This window comes from Brevibacillus sp. NSP2.1 (assembly GCF_000470975.2).
GTDB lineage: Bacteria > Bacillota > Bacilli > Brevibacillales > Brevibacillaceae > Brevibacillus > Brevibacillus agri.
Map to the genome: position 1 here is coordinate 3,920,699 of NZ_CP048274.1, position 18,369 is coordinate 3,939,067.

The following is an 18,369-nucleotide window of genomic DNA, read 5'->3' on the forward strand; positions in this document are numbered from 1 at the left end:
TCATTTCCTCTCCCTCCCTCATCAGTCGCGCAGGCGCGGATCGAGCGCATCCTGCAAGCCGTCGCCAAATACGTTAAAAGCGAACATCACAAGCGAGATCATGAGCGCCGGGAAAAACAACCGCCACCAGTCTCCGGTCAAAATGACGCCCAGCCCGTCGTTGGTCATCGTCCCCCAGCTCGCCACAGGCGCTTGCACGCCCAGTCCCAAAAAGCTCAAAAACGACTCGGCAAAAATCGCGGACGGAATGGTAAAGGTCAAGTTTACGATAATGACGCCAAACGTGTTCGGAATCAAATGCTTGAGCAAAATCCGGTTGAATTTGGCCCCGAGCACTTGCGCAGCCAAAATGAACTCCTGGTTTTTCAACTGCAAAATTTGCCCGCGCACGAGCCGCGCCATCCCGACCCAGCCGGTGGCCGACAGCGCGATGATGATCGTCAACATGCCCGGCTCCATGACCACCATCAGCAAAATGACGACCAACAAATACGGCAAGCCGTACAGCACTTCAATGATGCGCATGATGATCGTGTCGATGCGGTCGCCGCGTTTGCCGCGCCCGGCCATGTAGCCGGCGATCCCGCCGACCGTCACCCCGATGACGAGGTCGATCAGCGCAGCGACTACCCCGATCGTCAAGGAAATTCTCGCTCCGTACCACGTCCGGGCGAACATGTCCCGGCCGAGTTCATCGGTGCCAAACCAGTGCTCTGACGACACGGGCTGATTTTTCGTCAGCAGGCTTTGATCCGAGTAGCTGTACGGGACGAGGCTCGGTCCGATAATCGCCATCGCCACGAGCGCGACGATAATGAACAGCCCGAGCATTGCCAGCTTGTTTTTCGCCAGCTTGCGGATGACTTGCTGTCCGTTGCTCAGGCTCGGCCGGGCAATGACGTTCGCCTGCACATTTTTGGTCAGCGGCCGAAATAACGGGTCTACTCTTTGTTCCATCGCCACAGGCTATCTCTCCTTGTTGGTCAGCTTGATACGCGGGTCGATCAGCGTATATGCGATATCGATCAAAAAAATCGTCACGATCAAAATCGCGCTGTAAAAAATGGTCGTCCCCAAAATGACGGGATAATCGCGGTTAAAAATGCCGTCTACGAAATATTTCCCGATGCCGGGAATCGCAAAAATTTTCTCGACGACAAACGTTCCGGTAATCAAGGAAGCGATCAACGGGCCGAGAAACGTCACGACAGGCAAAATCGCGTTGCGGATTCCGTGGCGCAGCACGATGATGAACATCGGAATGCCTTTCGCTTCCGCTGTGCGGATGTAGTTCTGGTTCATCACTTCAATCATGCTGGCCCGCATATACCGCGTAATGACGGCGACCGGACCAAACGCGAGGGCGAGCGACGGCAGCACGGTATGCATCCACGTGCCCCATGTCGCCACCGGAAAAACCGGGAGCTTGATCGCAAAAAAGTTGATGAGCAGCGGCGCCATAATAAAGCTCGGAATCGCTACCCCGAGTACTGCCAGGGCCATCGCCACGTAATCCAGCCACTTGTTGCGGTTGAGCGCCGCCACGATGCCAAACGTGATCCCGAACACGAGCGCAATCAGGATCGCTTGCGCCCCCAGCCAGGCCGAAGCGCCAAAGCCGTCGGCGATCATGTCATTGACGCCGCGCGAGTCCGACTTGATCGACGGCCCCAGATCGAGCAGCAGCAAGTTTTTCAAATAGAGCACGTATTGGACGGGCAACGGCTGATCGAGATTGTACTTTGCCCGCAGGTTGTTCAAAATCTGCTCCGGCAACTGATCCGACTCGGAGGCGAACGGATTTCCCGGAATGGCATGCATCAAGGAAAAAGTCAGCGTCACGATGATCCAAAGCGTGACGATCATCATCAAAACGCGTTTCACCAGGTAGTTTGACATGGAGTTCCTCCTCGTTTATCTGGCCAGCTCGTAAATGGCTTGGGCGTATATCGCCATCGCCCGCAGCAGGTCGTCGATCTCGACGTATTCATCGATCAGGTGCGCAGTCGATTCCTTGCCTGGAAACAACGGTCCGAAAGCTACGCCATACGGCATGATTTTCGCGTAAGTCGCACCGCCGGACGACAGCAGCGTAGCGGGCTGGCCTGTATGCTCCTCGTACACCTTGGACAAGGTTTGAATGACAGGGTGGTCTTTCGGCACGTAGTGCGACTTCGAGGTGCGCAGACTATCAATCGTCCAGCCCAGCTCCGCTACCCGTTTTTTCAGCTTTTCCACGTACTCCTCACAGGAGATAGTCGCGGGATAGCGGATGTTCAGGCGAACGCTGCCCCCGTCCGTCTCGCTGTAGCGCAAAATCCCTGCGTTGACGGTCAGCTTGCCGGATACGTCGTCCTCGCAAGCGAGCTGCAAACGTTGCCCGTAATAGTCTTCGTGAATAATGTCTGACAAGAGCGAAAGAAACGAAGAGGCAGAACCTTCAAACGACCGCTCCCGCAAGAAACAGGCGAGCAGCGTTCCCGCGTTGACGCCTTCTTCTGGCGCCATGCCATGCGCGGGCTTTCCGGCCACGGTGAACTTCAGCCTGTCTGGCGCAAGCTGCTCCATCCGCCCGCTTGTCGCTTTTTCCTGCAAAAATTGTTCCCACTGCGACGCAAGCTGCGCCAAAGCGAGCTGCTCTCCAGCCGCAGCCCCGAGGCAAACGACAGCCTCCGCCTTGTCCGGCACGCTGTTTCCTTGATCGCCGGAAACAAACGACAGGAGCCGCAAGCGCCCCTCCCCGTCTGCACTCCCTTGCGTGGGAGCGATGGTGAGGGTCGGGTTGATCTGGCCTTTTTCCGCATGGGTCATCGGAAAGGACGAATCCGGCGAAAAGCCGATCGGCGGCACGCGGTCGTGCTCCATGAAGTGCTTCATGCACAGCCAGCCGCTCTCTTCGTCTGTCCCGATAATCAGCCGCACCCGTTTTGTGAGCGCCAGCCCGGAATCGCGCACCAGCCGAAGCGCATAGTAGGCGGCCAGAGCCGGCCCTTTGTCGTCGAGCGCCCCTCTGGCGTACAGGCGGCCATCGCGAATGGTCGGCTCAAAGGGCGGAGTCGTCCAGCCCTCGCCAACGGTGACGACGTCGATATGGACGAGCACGCCGACTTCCTCTTCGCCGTCGCCAAGCTCAATCGTGCCCGCGTAGCCGTCGAGATTTTTCGTCCAAAAGCCGTCCTGCGCCCCGCGCGCAAGCAGCGACTCCAGCGCCGCCGCCACCCCTTCCCCGAACGGCTTGCCTGCGGTTGCGGTCGTCATATCTTCAATGCTGTTGATCGAAAGAAATGCCTTCACGTCTTCGACAAACGCTGCTTTTTGTAACAACGCCTGCTCTTTCCAGTACTCGCTCATTTTTGTCCACCTGCTTTCCTCTGCTGCAGGAAGGCCAGAAACGATTCGCCCTTGGCGGAAATCTGGCTTCCCTGCCTTCCTTTTCCTACATGGATCAGCTCGTCTTGCTGCATGAGCTTCAAGCGGTAGCGAAGCTGTTGCGACGAAAGCGCCACACCGCGCTCGCCAAGCTGCTCCATCAAGGAGTAACGGCCGCCGCTGCCCGCTCCCAGCTCCTGCAAAATCGCGATGATCTCCTGCAAAAAGCCTCGCCGCGCGTACTCGGCGCGTATCGGCTCGAACCATTCCTCCAGCCCGTCTGTTGCCAGCGGCACTTCCGGCACTTCGCTTAAAAACGGCAAATGATGCACATACGCTTCTTCCTCGACGACATGCGCCAAATACTCGATGACGTTTTCCAGCTCGCGAATGTTGCCGGGCCAATCGTACTCCACCAGCGCCTTCATCGCTTCGCGCGTCAGGGTGAACGGCGGGCGCCGCAAGTCGAGCGAGTATTTTTTCACAAACTGCTGCACCAGCCACGGGATGTCCTCCCTGCGCTTGCGCAGCGGCGGCAAATGAATCGGCAAGATGTTCAGCCGGTAGTACAAATCCGCGCGGAAGGAGCCTTCCGCCACCATTTTCTGCAAGTCCTGGTTGGTGGCTGCGACGACGCGAATGTCCGTCGGAATGACTTTGCTGCCTCCGACGCGCATGATCTGGCGCTCCTGCAACACCCGCAGCAGCCGATTTTGAATCGCTCCGTTGGCATCGCCAATCTCATCGAGAAAAATCGTTCCTTTGTGGGCCAGCTCAAACCAGCCGATATGGCCGCCTTTTCGCGCCCCCGTAAACGCTCCTTCCTCGTAGCCGAACAGCTCGCTTTCCAAAAGCGATTCGGAAATCGCCGCGAAGTTGACGCCGACAAACGGTTCGCGCCTGCGCGGGGAGGCGTTGTGGATAGCCTGGGCGAGCAATTCCTTTCCGGTTCCCGTCTCGCCGAGCAAAAGCACCGTCGAATTGCTCCGGGCAATTTTTTTGGCGATCTGGATCACCTTTTGCACAGAGGGGCTCTCGCCGTAAATATCCTCGAACTGGTATTTGGCAACCAGCCCTTTGCTGTACAGGCGCAGGCGGTAATCGTGCTCCAGCTTTTCGATTTCCGCCGCTTTGCGGAACAAGAGCAGGCTCCCTAAAAAGCTGCCCTCCATGACAATGTGCATCTTGCGGAAAAAGTAGGTTTTGTTCGCCCAATCTACCAGCACGTCCTCGTTTTCTTCACACTGCCGGATCAGCTCGTAAAAGTCAGACGGAAGACAGTCGGCTGCGCGCTCTCCTACCGCTTGCCTGCCTTCCAGGTGCAGCGACTCGATCGCTTTTTGATTGATGAAGCGAATCCGTTCCTTTTCATCAAAAGCGATGATCGCATCCTCGATCCGGTTGACGATCGCTTCCAAGTATTTGCTCAAAAGGTGCGCGTGCTGAATCTCGTTGTTCAGCTCTTTCGTGATGTAGACCAAAGATTGCATGGCTCGCGCCGTCACCTTTTGGAAATTTCCACTGTCAAAATGCGAGTAGATGGCCATCCAGGTGGACAGGTCAATAATCCGGAACCCGATGTCGACCACTTTGCGGATGTTCGGCGGGACGTGCTCCGCTTCGCCAGGCGTGACCGCGATTTCGATATCTGCCGGGTATTCCGCCCCCGGGTAATACGGGTACAGCTCGAAATCCATGCCCGACGCCCGCAGCAAATCCACGTTTTCCTCGGCGGTTTCCTTCGTATCGCTGACCAGAAGCACCTTGACTCCCTTCGGAATTTCCAGCATGCCGCGCAAATTGTGATACGGCAGCATGCGCTTGGCGATGAGAATGCCGGAATCGCCAGGCAGGTACGGTTCTACCAGCGGCACGATGCTTTTCGTGGACACCACCACCAAAGCCCCCGGTGTAATCGGTCGAAACGGAAGCTGATCGACGCGGATCGCTTCCACATGGATGTCTTCAGATATCCCCAATTCGTGGCATTGACTGACGACGGATTGCAGAAACTCGTCCATTTTCGCAACAAACGTAATCGTTTTTTTCGCCATGACACTCGCTCCAAGATGTAGTGTGAAGACAAGAGCACAAGATTCCCTTGCGCTCCTGTCTTTCGTCTATTCTACTATTTCTTTCCGATCTCTACCCATTTGTAGTCAAGTGTCCCTACTGGATGGCGAATGATGCCTTTCACATTCGGCTGGTCCATGAATACTTTTGTGCTGAAATAGATTGGCACAAGCGGCATGTCTTCCATGAAGATTTTTTCTGCGTCGTGCATCAGCTTGAAGCGCTCGGTTTCGTTTGCGGTGTTGCGGATTTTTTCTACCAGGGCGTCGTACTCTTTGTTGCTGTAGTTGATGCGGTTTCCAGGGTGATCGGTGACGAACAGCTCCAGGTAGTTGACCGGATCGCCGTAATCGGCCGGAATGGTGGAACGGGAGAATTGCAGCTTGCGAGCGCGCTGCTCATCGAGGAAAACTTTCCACTCTTTGTTTTCCAGCTTCACGTCTACGCCGAGGTTTTTCTTGTACATTTCTTGCAAAACTTGCGCGATAGCTTTGTGCGCGTCGCTCGTGTTGTAGGTCATGGTTACAGGCGGCAAAGTTGTCCAGCCTTCCTCTTCCATCCCTTTTTTCAACAGGGCTTTTGCCTGTTCAATGTCGTTGTCCTTGATGAAATCTCCGCCTTTTTCGCGGAAGTCTCCGCCTTCCGGCTCAGGGAAGCCGAATGGCACGTGCGCGAGTGCTGGCGCCTGCTTGCCTTGGACTACGTTGTCGATCAGCGTCTGGCGGTCGATTGCCAGGGCGAACGCTTTGCGGATGTTGACGTTGTTAAACGGCGGCATTTCGGTGTTCATGCGGTAGTAGTAGATGGCTGCCTCGGATTCTACCTTCGCTTCGCCGGAGTCGATCAGCTTTTTCTTCAGGTCGTTCGGCACAGTCTGGATCATGTCCAACTGTCCTGTCGAGTACATCTGGTATTGCGTGTTCTCGTCGTTGACCATTACCCAGTCGATCCCCGCGTATTTGACGGAGTCGCGATCCCAGTAGCCGTCGTTTTTCACCAGCTTGACGGACTGGTCATGCACCCAGTCTTCCATTTTGAACGGGCCGTTGGTCACGATGCTCGAAGCGTTCTCAGCCCATTTCGGATTGCTTTCCACCACTTTTTTGTTCACCGGGAAGAAAGTCGGCTGCGTGAGGATGTGCAGGAAGAAGCCTGCCGGCGCTTTCAGATGCACTTCCAGCGTCTTTTCGTCCACCGCTTTTACTTTCACGCCGTCTGCGGTTCCGGTTCCTTTGTTGTACTCTTCCGCGCCCTCGATGTAATACGCGAGGAAGGCAGACGGGAACGCGTTGTTCGGGTCGACGATGCGCTTGAAGGCGAACTCGAAGTCTTGCGCAGTAACCGGATCGCCATTGGACCATTTGCTGTCGCGCAGCGTAAACGTGTACGTCTTCCCGTCTTCGCTCACGGACCATTTTTCCGCCATGGCAGGCTGTGGCTTGTGGTCTTTGTCCAGACGTGCCAGACCTTCCATCGTCGCGTTCAGCACTTCATTGGAGGTGCTGTCGAAGCCTTTTGGCGGATCGAGGGATGGTGGTTCTGTCTTCAGATTGAGCTTCAGCCGCGCTGTCGCGTCAGCTTGTCCACCCGCATCGCCTGTTGGCTGGGCGGCAGGAGCAGTTCCTTCTCCCGTCTTAGCCGGAGCTGCCGACTGGCTACAACCTGTCACGGCCAGAACCGCGACAAGAGCCGCTGTGCTGAGCAGCTTCCATCCTTTTTGCAACTTCATTTGGTGTGACCCCCTTCTTCTTTTGCAAAATCTTTATAGATAAACGGCAACGATCAGGAAGCTGCCGCTTATACCCCTAAGACCACGCTAGTTTTGGTCAGCAAAAACGGCGTTTCGATTCGGCCCACGACGTTTCCGCTCATGTTTTTGATCGGCGGATTCGTATATTCCGCGAGCGCTTCAAGCGGGCCGTCCGTGCCGATTCCGAGCTGACGGAGAACCTCGTTCACGACCGGATTGATCGCGCGCGGGCCGCCATCCTCGATTTTGACCGCGATGCCAAGACCTGTTTGGCGATCGCCCAGGCAGTAGACGGACTCGGCGCCTGCCTTGCCGACGATGCGCCCGGCAAAAGCGGTCATCAGATCGGTGCAATAGCGGTTTTCGCCCCCGACCATTTCGGGATGGGCGGTCATCGCTGCGGTAATTCTTTCTACCGCTTTGCGGCGCTCCGGATTGGCGATCACCTCTGGCTTGGCCAGCTTGGCAAAAGCCCAGGCGTAGTGGGCGAGCGGCAACTGATGAACAGGGACGCCGCAGCCGTCCACCCCGAGATTGATCTTCTCTTTCGGATAGCCGGTGATGTCTTCCACTACATCGAGAATCCGCTGCTGCACCGGATGCTCTGGCAGATGGTACGTCGTGACATCTTCGCCCAGGTGCGTCGCAGTCGCGATCATCCCCGAGTGCTTCCCGGAGCAGTTGGAAAATACCGGCGTGAGCGGCTTGCCCTCCCGGATCAGCTCCTTGTAGCTCTCCTCGTGGCGAGGGACGTGTGTCCCGCACTGCAAGGTCGCTTCCGGCTGGCCTGCGCGCGCCAGCATCGACAGCGCACGGGTGCGGTGGCGCGGCTCTCCGCTGTGGGAGGCGCAGCAAAGCGACAGATCGGCTGGCTCAAATCCAAAACGGTCCGCAGCCCCCGTCTCCACAACCGGAATCGCCTGCAACGGCTTCATGCTCGATCGGGCATATGTCATTCGGTGTGGATCGCCGAATGAGTAAAGCAATGTTCCTGCAAAATCCACAACCGCAATGTGACCAAGGTGAGAGCTTTCCACCTGTTCCCCCCGGTACACGTTGGCAACTACATTCATAACAAAGTCTCCTTTTGGCGAGTAAAGTTGGAATGTTTGTACCTCTTCTCTAAAGCAAGATGCGTGCCAACGCCTGAAAATTACACTCAAAGGCGAATTTTCTGCAAGTTTATTGCTGTAACGAGATAAAAAGAAGCCAGTTCGCGGCATAAACTGGCTATCCTATCAGACTTAACAGGTTGCTTATTTACAGTAATAGGTTGACTCATTTTCGTTCCCACAAAAAAACACCCCTTTTCTTTTGGTTCGCCAGAAATAGGGTGTCGCTATTGGTTCGCTACTTTACGCTTTTGCCACTCGCTGCAGATCGGCCTCGACCATCATGTGAATCAGCTCGGCCAGCTTTGTCTTCGGTGCCCAGCCCAGCTTGCGCTTCGCTTTTTCCGGATTGCCCAACAGGACGTCGACTTCTGCCGGGCGGTACAGGTCTGGATCAATCACCAAATAATCCTGATAGTTCAGCCCGACGTAGTCAAAGGCGATTTTGCACATGTCCTCGACCGTCGATGTTTTTCCGGTCGCAATGACGTAGTCGTCCGGCTTCTCCTGTTGCAGCATGAGCCACATCGCCTCTACGAAATCGCCTGCAAAGCCCCAGTCGCGCTTCGCCTGGATGTTGCCCAGCCGCAGCTCTTTTTGCTTGTTCGCGACGATGCGGGCGACGGCGTGCGTCACTTTTCGGGTTACGAACTCAAGCCCGCGCAAAGGCGACTCATGGTTGAACAAAATGCCGTTGCAACTGTACATTTGGAAGCTTTCGCGATAGTTTTTCGTCATCCAGTACCCGAACAGCTTGGATACGGCGTACGGACTGCGCGGATAAAAAGGCGTTTGCTCCGATTGTTGCGGCTCCTGGATCAGCCCGTACAGCTCGCTGGAGGAGGCCTGGTACATTTTGATTGCCGGATTCGTCTCGCGGATCGCCTCCAGGACGTGCAAAACCCCCATCCCGGTCGACTGCGCCGTCAAAATCGGCTGCTCCCACGAGGAGCCGACAAAGCTTTGCGCCGCCAAGTGGTACACTTCGTCAGGCTTCGTCGTCTTGAGCGCCCTCGTCAGGGACGCCAGATCCAAAATGTCGCCGTCCTTGTACTCCACCTCGTCGGCGATGCCCAAATACTCCAGCCGCCAGCGGTCCACGGTGCTGCGGCGCGGTACCAGTCCGACCACGCGATAGCCTTTCTCCAGCAAAAATTTTGCCAAATACGCGCCATCCTGCCCGGTGACTCCTGTAAGGAAAGCGGTTTTCATCAGCCACATCTCCCCTCGTTGCCATAGCAGCGAGCCGACTGCCTCCCGCCATCGAAAAGCGCACGGCGTCGGCCTTGCTGGCTCCTGTGCTGTCCAGCACGGCAATTTTCGCACTGTTTTATTTATATGCAAACCGGCTTGCAAATGTTTTGCGCCTCTTCCCATAGCCAGCTTCGGGCAAGCCCCTGACGGCCGCAGCCGAAAGCAATTTTGCCAAGAAGCCTTCACTCCCCTCCCCGCCCGGTAATATCTTAAAGCAACGACCAGCATTTTTCGGTGGGAGTGAAGACAACCATGACAACAGATTGGCGGGTACATTATACACGCTGGAACGAATATTCAGACCTGGAACCTGAGCTTCGCCGCCAGCTCGAACAGTTGGCAGGCGACGAAAAAAAGCTGGAGGACTGCTTTTACAAGCCGATTGCCTTCGGAACGGGTGGCATGCGCGGTGTCATGGGTCCGGGAATCAACCGGATCAACGTGTACACGATCCGCAAAGCTACCGCTGGTCTTGCCCTGCACCTGCTTGAACAAGGGACAGACCCGGCCGCGCAAAAGGTGGCGATTGCCTATGACTCGCGCGCCGATTCGTACACATTCGCCCTGGAGACGGCAAAAGTGCTCGGCCATTACGGCCTGACAGCCTGCCTGTTCGAGCAACTGTGCCCGACGCCGCTGCTCTCGTTTGCTGTACGCCACCTGGGAGCGAGCGCAGGGGTCGTCATCACGGCGAGTCACAATCCGCCCGAATACAACGGCTACAAAATTTACGGAGCGGACGGGGGCCAAATCCCGCCGGAAGCAGCGGCGCGGATTTTTGCCAAAATCGAGGAGGCCGGAGACGAACTGCGAATCGGCACGAGCGAAGTGAGTGCGCTCATCAACAACGGCCTGCTGCAGATGATCGGGGACGAAGTGTTTGCCGCCTACATGGCCTGTCAAAAACAGTTGCGCCTCCCCGCCGCCGAGCTTGCCCTCCGCACGCACCAGCCGCGAATCGTCTTTTCCCCCCTGCACGGCACGACCCTCGCGCCGATCACGCAAGGCTTGCAGGCCTTTGGCTTTACGCAGGTCAAAGTCGTCTCGGAGCAAGCTAAGCCTGATCCGCTGTTTCCCACGGTCGCCACGCCCAATCCGGAAGAGCCGGAAAGCTTCCGGCTGGCGCTGATGCAGGCACGCAAAAAAGGCGCAGACCTCATCATCTGCACCGATCCCGATGGAGACAGGCTGGGGGTGGCGATCCGGACAGGGCCGAACCAGCATCTCATCCTGAACGGAAATCAGACAGGCGTCTTGCTGCTCGACTATCTTTTGTCGCAAGAAAAGCAGGCGGGGACGCTGCCGGCCCAGGCTGCCGTCGTGAAAACCGTCGTCACCTCGGAAATGGTTCGGGCGATCGCCTCCGACTACGGAGTCGCCACAATAGATACGTTGACCGGGTTCAAATACATCGGCGAAAAAATTCACGAGTTCGCGCAAAGCGGCGCGCATGCGTTTTTGTTTGGGCTGGAGGAAAGCTGCGGCTACTTGCGCGGCGAATTTGTCCGGGACAAAGACGCGGTGCAGGCAGCCTTTTTGCTGGCGGACGCGTGTGCCTGTCAGCTCGCGCAAGGCTCCAGCCTGCATCGGCGTTTGCAGGAGCTGTACGAAACGTACGGCTACTTCCGGGAGGACCTCGTCTCCATCACATATCCGGGCATAGACGGATTGGAGACGATGACCGCCATCCTCGCCGCTCTGCGCAGCAAGCCGATGGCCTCTGTCGCAGGACATCGCGTCAGCTCGATTGACGACTATTTGCACGGCAAGCGCTGGCTGTCGGCGACGAACGAATCGGAGCCTTTGCCCTTGCCCGCAAGCGATGGCTTGAAGTACACCCTGGGCGAGCACGGCTGGTTTTGCATCCGCCCCTCTGGCACGGAGCCGAAAATCAAGCTTTATTTTGGCGTGAAAGACACATCAGAGAAAGCTGCGCTGCAATCGCTGGCGGACATCAAAAAAGCGGTTCTTGCCTATCTCGAGCAGCTTTTGCCCGCCTAGATTTCCAGCCAGGGGCCAGTTCCGTGCGGATGGCCCCCTCCCGCAGCGCCGTAGCTTGGCGGATGGTAGGCTGCTTCCGGAGTAAGCTCGGCAAAGCCGGATCGCGCAAGCAAATCACGGCGAACAAAAAAGGCGTTCACCCCGCGCGAGTCCGTCCCGATGAGCGCATAGCCGAGCTTTTTCCCCAATTCGGCCAAGGAAGTCAGGCTCGCGCCAAAATAGGTGGTCCCTTTCCACGAAAACGCCGGATCGTAGGCGACCACCCGTTTTTGCGGCGGAGGAAAAGACGCGTTGTATTCGATAATCACCACTCGCGGCTTGTAGGCGTGCAGCGCTTTCCACACCCAGTAATCAATCCCGTCCAGATCAATCGTCAGCAAATCAAATTCTGGCGGAACCTGCAAGCGGGCAAACAGGGCCGCGATGTTTTCCATCGTGATGAACGCCTGATGAGTAGCTACCTGGGGATAGGCGGCGTAATTTTGCTGCAAGTACAGATGCTTGAGCGGGTGCCCCTCCAGCAGAATCCCGGACCAGTTGTGCACGCAGGCCAGATTGCGAGACATGCATTCCTCGCCCGTCTCGACGCCAAATTCAACAAAAAACCGATTCGTCGTCCCGATTCTGGAAAACAGTTCCTCGACGATGCCGTCTTCGCCGTTTTGTGAGAAAATTCGCTTTTCATAGCGATTGATGGAGTCCATCTCGGTTGTGCACCTCCCTTTTGGCGCTCTTTTCTTCATCGTATTTGGGATGCGGCCAAAAGGCTTAGTCATTTGCTCCCCTTGTTCCATAAAAAGGCGTACAGCACCTGCCCTTCCTTTTTCATGCGCCCTGCAAACTGTCGAGCCGCAAAAGACATTCGCCGTGCCAGCCTGTGCATGTTTTTACTATATATAAAGCATCTGCTTTCTCGCTTTTCAGGCGGTTCGCCTGTATTCGCCAAACCATCACGAACAAGGGGGGACGCCTCTTGAAAGCTTTGATTACAGGCATTACCGGTTTTGCCGGCAGCCATTTGGCAGAGTACCTGCTCGCGCGAGGCGACGTCGAAATCTACGGAACCTACCGGGCACGCAGCCGGATGGACCATATCGCGCATATTGTGGATCACATCCGGCTCGTGGAATGCGAGCTGCAAGACCGCGAAGCTGTCGAACAGACGATTGCCCAGATCAAGCCGGAGCATATTTACCACCTCGCTGCCCAAAGCTTCGTCCCCGCCTCCTGGAGCTCTCCTGCCGAAACGTTAATGAACAACATCGTCAGCCAACTGCACATTTTTGAAGCGGTCAGAGCGGCGGATATCCCGTGCAAAATCCAGGTGGCATGCTCCAGCGAGGAATACGGCCTTGTCTATCCGGAAGAATTGCCCGTGCAAGAAACGAACCCGTTGCGCCCGCAAAGTCCGTACGCCGTCAGCAAGATCGCGCAGGACTTTCTCGGCTACCAATATTATCAAAGCTACGGGATGTCCATCGTTCGCACCCGCACCTTCAACCATACGGGTCCGCGACGAGGAGAGCGGTTTGCCACCTCGAACTTCGCCAAACAAATTGCCCAGATCGAGCTCGGCTTGCAGCCCCCGCACGTGTACGTAGGCAATTTGCAAGCGAGGCGCGACTTTACCGACGTGCGCGATGTCGTCAAAGCGTACTGGCTCGCACTGGAACGGGGCGTGCCCGGAAGTGTCTACAACATCTCTTCGGGAAGCACGCGCACCATCCAAGAAGTGCTGGATACGCTGCTTTCCTTTACCTCTGCTCCCGTCCAAATTTTGGTCGATCCAAAACGGCTGCGGCCTTCTGACGTGGAGGTCTTGCTCGGCGACGCCACCGCTTTTTGCGAGCAGACGGGCTGGATGCCGGAAATCCCCTTCCGCCAGACGATGCGCGACCTGCTGCAATACTGGCGGGACACGCTGCAAGCCCAAGCGCGAAAAAAGGGGGAAGGCTGATGGGACATCCGGACCTGCCGCTGGTCAGTGTCATTACCCCTTCGTTCAACCAGTCCGCTTTTATCCGCAAGACCATCGAAAGCGTTTTGAGCCAGGACTATCCGAACATCGAGCACATCGTCGTCGACGGCGGCTCTACCGACGGCACGCTGGAAATTTTGCGGGAGTACGCGCATCTGGGGGACCGCCTCCGCTACATTTCCGAGCCGGATCGCGGTCAGTCGCACGCGATCAACAAAGGCTTGGCGATGGCGAACGGTCAAATCATCGGCTGGTTGAACTCCGACGACAAATACATGCCTGGCGCCGTCGCAAAAGCGATCAACGCCCTGACAGCCCATCCGCACTGGGCCATGGTTTACGGCAACGCCCTGCACATCAACGCCGAGGACAAGATCACCAGTGTCTACCCGACGAAGCCGTTTTCCCGGCAGGCGCTGTTTCTGTTTTGCATCATCTGCCAGCCGTCCGCTTTTATCCGCAAAGAGGTGTTCCAGGCGGTCGGAGGCGTGGACGAAAATTTGCACTATTGCATGGATTACGATTTATGGATGCGCATTTCCAAGTCGTACGCGGTCGGCCACATCCAGGACTTTCTCGCCGCCTCCCGCCTGCATCCTGCCTGTAAATCTATCGCGCTGGAGGTCGATCTGGGCCTGCCGGAAATTTTGCTGGCCAGCGTCCGCCACTTCGGCACAGTCGCCAACCATTGGCTGTACCATTTTCTCACCCACTACCCTGACAAGGGCGTGTTCTGGTACCTCGACCTGTTCAAAAGCCACCGGGTTTTCGGCGACACGCCGATTCTCGTGGACAGCAACCGCCATTCTTCTTACTGGGTTCCGCCGCGCTACCGGCTGCACCTGCACGTCGATCCGGCCGAGCCGATGCACGCGCTGGTCATCAAAGGCGTAAACCTGTTGTTCAACCAGCCCGTTCATGTGCACGTCATGGTCAACCAGACGCCCGTTGCCCATCACGTCATTCCGGCCGGGCCGTTCGAAACGAGCATCCCGTTTCCCGTCAAGGAGCCAAACTCGGTCGTCGAGCTTGTGTGCAGCCGCCAGCAAGCGCTCCCGGAAAGCGAAATGGCGGCGAGCATCGGTACCGTCAGCTTTCAGGTGCAAAACGTAGTGCCGCTCTCTGCGCAGGAGTACCAGTTTTATTTGCAGTACAAAAAAAATCCCCGGGATGTCGCTGGCTGGCTGTTGAAAAACAGGAATCCAGTCCCTTCGTTGTGACCACATCCGCGAAAAGGAAGGTGTTGCTTTCATGAATCTGTCGGACAAACGAATCGTCGTTACCGGCGGAGCAGGCTTTCTCGGAAAGCATGTGCTAAGCCAGTTGCAAGCCCGGCACTGTCAGCATGTGTTCGTGCCGAGAAGCCGCGACTTTGATTTGCGCAAAGAAGACGACATCGTCCACATGTTGCAAACTTTTGCCCCGGACATCATCATCCATCTCGCTGCTGTCGTAGGAGGGATTGGCGCCAATCAAAAAAACCCCGGCAAATTTTTTTACGACAACCTGATGATGGGCACCCAGCTCATGGAGCAAGCGAGGCTGTTTGGCGTGAAAAAGTTTGTCGCCATCGGGACGATCTGCTCCTACCCGAAGTTTGCGGCCGTCCCTTTTCGGGAGGAAGACTTGTGGAGCGGCTACCCGGAGGAGACGAATGCCCCGTACGGCCTGGCGAAAAAAATGATGCTGGTGCAATCGCAGGCGTATCGCGAGCAGTACGGCTTCAACTCCATTTACTTGCTGCCCGTAAACCTGTACGGTCCCCACGACAACTTCGATCTGGAATCATCGCACGTCATTCCGGCCATCATCCGCAAATGTCTGGAAGCCAAGGAACAGAACAGAGACGAGATCGTGCTCTGGGGCACGGGCAACGTCACCCGCGAGTTTATTTATGTAGAGGATGCCGCACGCGCGATCGTGCTCGCCACACAGCGCTACGACTCCTCTGATCCGGTCAACATCGGCTCTGGCGAGGAAATGACGATTCGCGAGCTGGCCGAAACGATTCAAAAGCTGTGCGGGTACGAAGGCCGGATTGTGTGGGATGCAAGCAAGCCCGACGGACAGCCGCGGCGAAAGCTCGCGACAGATAAAGCGACAGCCGCGTTCGGTTTTACCGCCTCCACTCCGCTGCTCTCGGGCTTGCAGCAGACGATCGACTGGTACCGCCGGCACAGGCGCGACGAAGAGGTGAAGACACTGTGAAAATCGGAGTGAACCTGCTTGCCTGCATTCCCGGAAAAATCGGCGGCATGGAGCAGTACGTGCGCAACCTGCTGGCCTACTCCATCCAAAGCGGCGATCAAAACCAGTGGTTCTTGTTTTTGACCAAGACCAACTACCACACCTTTCCCAACCATCCGAAAATCCAGAAGGTGATGATGCACGACCACATTGATGCGCACAAGCAGTTCCACAGTTGGATTCGCGGCCTTCGCCTCGATCTGTGGTTTTGCCCGCTCTTGGTGTTGAACCCGTTTGACGTCTCCATTCCGAGCGTCATTAACATTCCCGACATCCAGCACGAGTTTTACCCGCAGTTTTTCGACGACAACTCCTTGCAGTGGCGCAAGTCGACCTACCAATCGTCCGCGCTGAAAGCCAATGCGGTGCTGACTCTGTCGGAATACTCGCGGGAGAGCATCGTCGCCAAATTCGGGGTTCCGGCGAATCGCGTGCACGCCATCCATCTCGACTCTGCGCATGAGTTCACCCTGCCGTTCCACGAGACGAAAAATCAGCTTGTCCGGCATAAATACAAGCTGCCTGCGCATTACGGCTTTTATCCGGCCAACACGTGGTGGCACAAAAACCACGTCTCGCTGCTGCAGGCACTCGCCTATTTGCGCGACGAGCACAAGCTCAAAATCCACATGGTGTTCACCGGAGCGCCGCAGGAAGCGCACGGGCAGGTCATGGCGACGATCAACCAGCATCAACTGTCCGACCAGATTACGTGGCTGGATTACATTTTGCAGGAGGAAATGCCGTATTTGTTCCGCAACGCGAACTTCCTCTGCTTCCCGTCCTTGTTTGAAGGCTTCGGAATCCCGCTCGTTGAGGCGATGCGGACCGAGCTGCCGATCATCTGCTCGAACAACGGCAGCATTCCCGAGATCGTCGGAGACGCCGCCTTGACATTCGACCCGGTTTCTCCCGAAGACATCGCCAAAAAAATGGTCGAAGTGCAAAACGAGGAAGTGCGCTCTGGGCTCATCGCCAAAGGATTGCAGCAAGCGAGCAAGTTTTCCTGGTCCAAATGCGCGCAGCAGACACTCGCTGTCTTGCACCAGGTGGCAGGAAAATAACGCAATCACGAAAGGAGCATGCTCATGTCACGTATGGACGAAATCCGGCGGGTGTGGCAACAGGAGTTGCGCATTCCCTTTCCCCTCACCGCTCAGGAGACGTGGGATTTCTGGCTGCTGGAATCCCCGCAGTACGAGGTCAAAACCGCAGCCGTCACCGACTACGGAAAACGCCATCAGATTCGCACCTTCATTGAGACAGGCACATACCGCGGTTACATGGTAGCTGCGCAAAAGGCGGCGTTCTCGCGCATTTATTCCATTGAGCTGGACCCCGCCCTGTACCTCGCCGCCAAAACCCATTTTGCCGCCGACGAGCACGTATCCATCCTGCACGGAGACAGCAGCAAGGTGCTGCCCGAGCTGCTCGCTTCCATCACGGAGCCTTGCCTGTTCTGGCTGGACGGACATTACATCCCGCTGTCGACCGAATCCGCCAAAGGCAATCTGGATACGCCGATTTTGGAGGAGCTGGCGGCCATCCTGTCCCATCCCGTTCGCAATCACGTCATTCTCATCGACGACGCCCGCTGCTTCATCGGCTCGAACCCGCTCTTGAAAGACTACCCGACCATCGCCGAACTGAAGCAATACGTTGCCGACCTGCGCCCTGATTTGCACTTCGAGGTCAAGGACGACATTATCCGCATCTACACGCCGATCCCGCAAAATGCGCAAAAAACGGTCACCTTCCGCTTGCCTTTTGACGACAAATCGTTTCTCGTTCACGGCAGCTCGTTCGACCAAAGCGTTTTGTACTACATCGAAATGGCGGGCGGCCTATACGAAGAATACGTACTCAACGTCCTGAAGCGCGTCGTCCAGCCCGATTACACGTGCCTGGACATCGGCGCCAATCTCGGCACAATCTCGCTCGCGCTCAGCCATCTGGCGCCGCGCGGCAAGGTGTACGCGTTCGAGCCTTCTGCCGTCAACCTCGCCTTTATGAAGCAAACGTTGCACGACAATGGCGCAAGCAACGTAGAGCCTGTTCCGCTCGGCGTATTTGACAGAAACGGCATCATCGAGTTTTGCGAGGTGGATCGCGGGGGAGGCTGGTCGTTTATCGCCAGCGAAGCGACCTCTGCCGCTACGAACACGATCTCGTGCACGCGCCTGGACGACTGGGTCGCCGCTCGCAGCCTGTCGCGAATCGACCTGATTAAGCTCGATGTGGAAGGCTCCGAAATCCAAGTATTGCAGGGGGGCATGGAGACATTCAAAACGTTTGACCCCGATCTGGTCATCGAGTTCAATCCTGACAACTTGCGCGGGTATTTCGGCAAGGACCCGAATGAGCTGTTCCTCTGCTTGTTCGCCCTCTACTCGCATCTGTACCTGATAAAACGGGATGGCGGGCTGATGAAAATCACCTCGTACACCCAACTGCTGGATGCCATCAAGCCGTTTCACGGCGACCTGTTTTGCACAAACAAAACAATCCTGCTTTGATCCGCAGCGAAAGAAAACCCCGACGAAAAAAACACCCGGCTGCCTCCCACGAAACGAAAGGGCGCAGCC

At 56.6% G+C, this 18,369-nt stretch carries 14 protein-coding genes; 6 read left to right on the top strand and 8 right to left on the bottom strand.

Annotated elements, in window-relative coordinates; all coding sequences use genetic code 11:
• Positions 1-21: 21 nt before the first annotated feature.
• The 7 genes from M655_RS19035 to M655_RS19065 all read right to left on the bottom strand — a co-directional run bounded on the left by M655_RS19035 (position 22) and on the right by M655_RS19065 (position 9,516).
• Complete coding sequence (locus tag M655_RS19035; RefSeq protein WP_206699011.1) at positions 22-957, bottom strand: ABC transporter permease; 936 nt, start codon at positions 955-957, stop codon at positions 22-24.
• 9 nt (positions 958-966) lie between these two features.
• A complete protein-coding gene (locus M655_RS19040) occupies positions 967-1,899 on the bottom strand; it encodes an ABC transporter permease (protein WP_005833739.1) in 933 nt (310 codons plus the stop codon).
• A gap of 15 nt (positions 1,900-1,914) precedes the next feature.
• The gene (gene pepV, locus M655_RS19045) at positions 1,915-3,351 is read right to left on the bottom strand and encodes a dipeptidase PepV (protein WP_026557783.1); all 1,437 of its coding nucleotides are present in this window, start codon (positions 3,349-3,351) and stop codon (positions 1,915-1,917) included.
• A complete protein-coding gene (locus tag M655_RS19050; protein WP_026557782.1) occupies positions 3,348-5,423 on the bottom strand; it encodes a sigma-54 interaction domain-containing protein in 2,076 nt (691 codons plus the stop codon). Before M655_RS19050 ends, pepV begins: the two co-directional genes overlap by 4 nt.
• Positions 5,424-5,497: 74 nt before the next feature.
• Entirely contained in the window at positions 5,498-7,171 is a 1,674-nt protein-coding gene (locus M655_RS19055; protein ID WP_005833744.1) for a peptide ABC transporter substrate-binding protein, read from the bottom strand.
• Between the two features lie 68 nt (positions 7,172-7,239).
• Positions 7,240-8,265: an asparaginase gene (locus tag M655_RS19060; protein WP_026557781.1), complete on the bottom strand. Its 1,026-nt coding sequence runs from the start codon at positions 8,263-8,265 to the stop codon at positions 7,240-7,242.
• A gap of 282 nt (positions 8,266-8,547) precedes the next feature.
• Entirely contained in the window at positions 8,548-9,516 is a 969-nt protein-coding gene (locus tag M655_RS19065) for a GDP-mannose 4,6-dehydratase (RefSeq protein WP_005833747.1), read from the bottom strand.
• Between the two features lie 294 nt (positions 9,517-9,810).
• Between M655_RS19065 and M655_RS19070 the strand changes: the two genes are divergently transcribed.
• Positions 9,811-11,559 (top strand): phospho-sugar mutase, encoded by a 1,749-nt coding sequence (locus M655_RS19070; RefSeq protein ID WP_026557780.1) that lies wholly within the window; start codon positions 9,811-9,813, stop codon positions 11,557-11,559.
• Here the strand turns inward: M655_RS19070 and M655_RS19075 are convergent.
• Complete coding sequence (locus M655_RS19075) at positions 11,556-12,263, bottom strand: hypothetical protein (protein ID WP_007783327.1); 708 nt, start codon at positions 12,261-12,263, stop codon at positions 11,556-11,558. The two genes, M655_RS19070 and M655_RS19075, sit on opposite strands and share 4 nt — an antisense overlap.
• Before the next feature lie 269 nt (positions 12,264-12,532).
• Between M655_RS19075 and M655_RS19080 the strand changes: the two genes are divergently transcribed.
• Genes M655_RS19080 through M655_RS19100 form a run of 5 tightly spaced genes read left to right on the top strand, consistent with a single transcriptional unit; the run spans position 12,533 to position 18,300 of the window.
• Positions 12,533-13,516 carry a GDP-mannose 4,6-dehydratase gene (locus M655_RS19080; protein WP_007783325.1) on the top strand — a complete coding sequence of 328 codons (984 nt, stop codon included), beginning with the start codon at positions 12,533-12,535 and terminating at the stop codon, positions 13,514-13,516.
• Entirely contained in the window at positions 13,516-14,757 is a 1,242-nt protein-coding gene (locus tag M655_RS19085; RefSeq protein ID WP_007783323.1) for a glycosyltransferase family 2 protein, read from the top strand. Before M655_RS19080 ends, M655_RS19085 begins: the two co-directional genes overlap by 1 nt.
• A 31-nt stretch (positions 14,758-14,788) precedes the next feature.
• Complete coding sequence (locus tag M655_RS19090; RefSeq protein WP_007783321.1) at positions 14,789-15,745, top strand: GDP-L-fucose synthase family protein; 957 nt, start codon at positions 14,789-14,791, stop codon at positions 15,743-15,745.
• A complete protein-coding gene (locus M655_RS19095; RefSeq protein WP_005833756.1) occupies positions 15,742-16,848 on the top strand; it encodes a glycosyltransferase family 4 protein in 1,107 nt (368 codons plus the stop codon). Before M655_RS19090 ends, M655_RS19095 begins: the two co-directional genes overlap by 4 nt.
• 24 nt (positions 16,849-16,872) lie before the next feature.
• Entirely contained in the window at positions 16,873-18,300 is a 1,428-nt protein-coding gene (locus M655_RS19100; protein ID WP_007783319.1) for an FkbM family methyltransferase, read from the top strand.
• Positions 18,301-18,369: the final 69 nt, after the last annotated feature.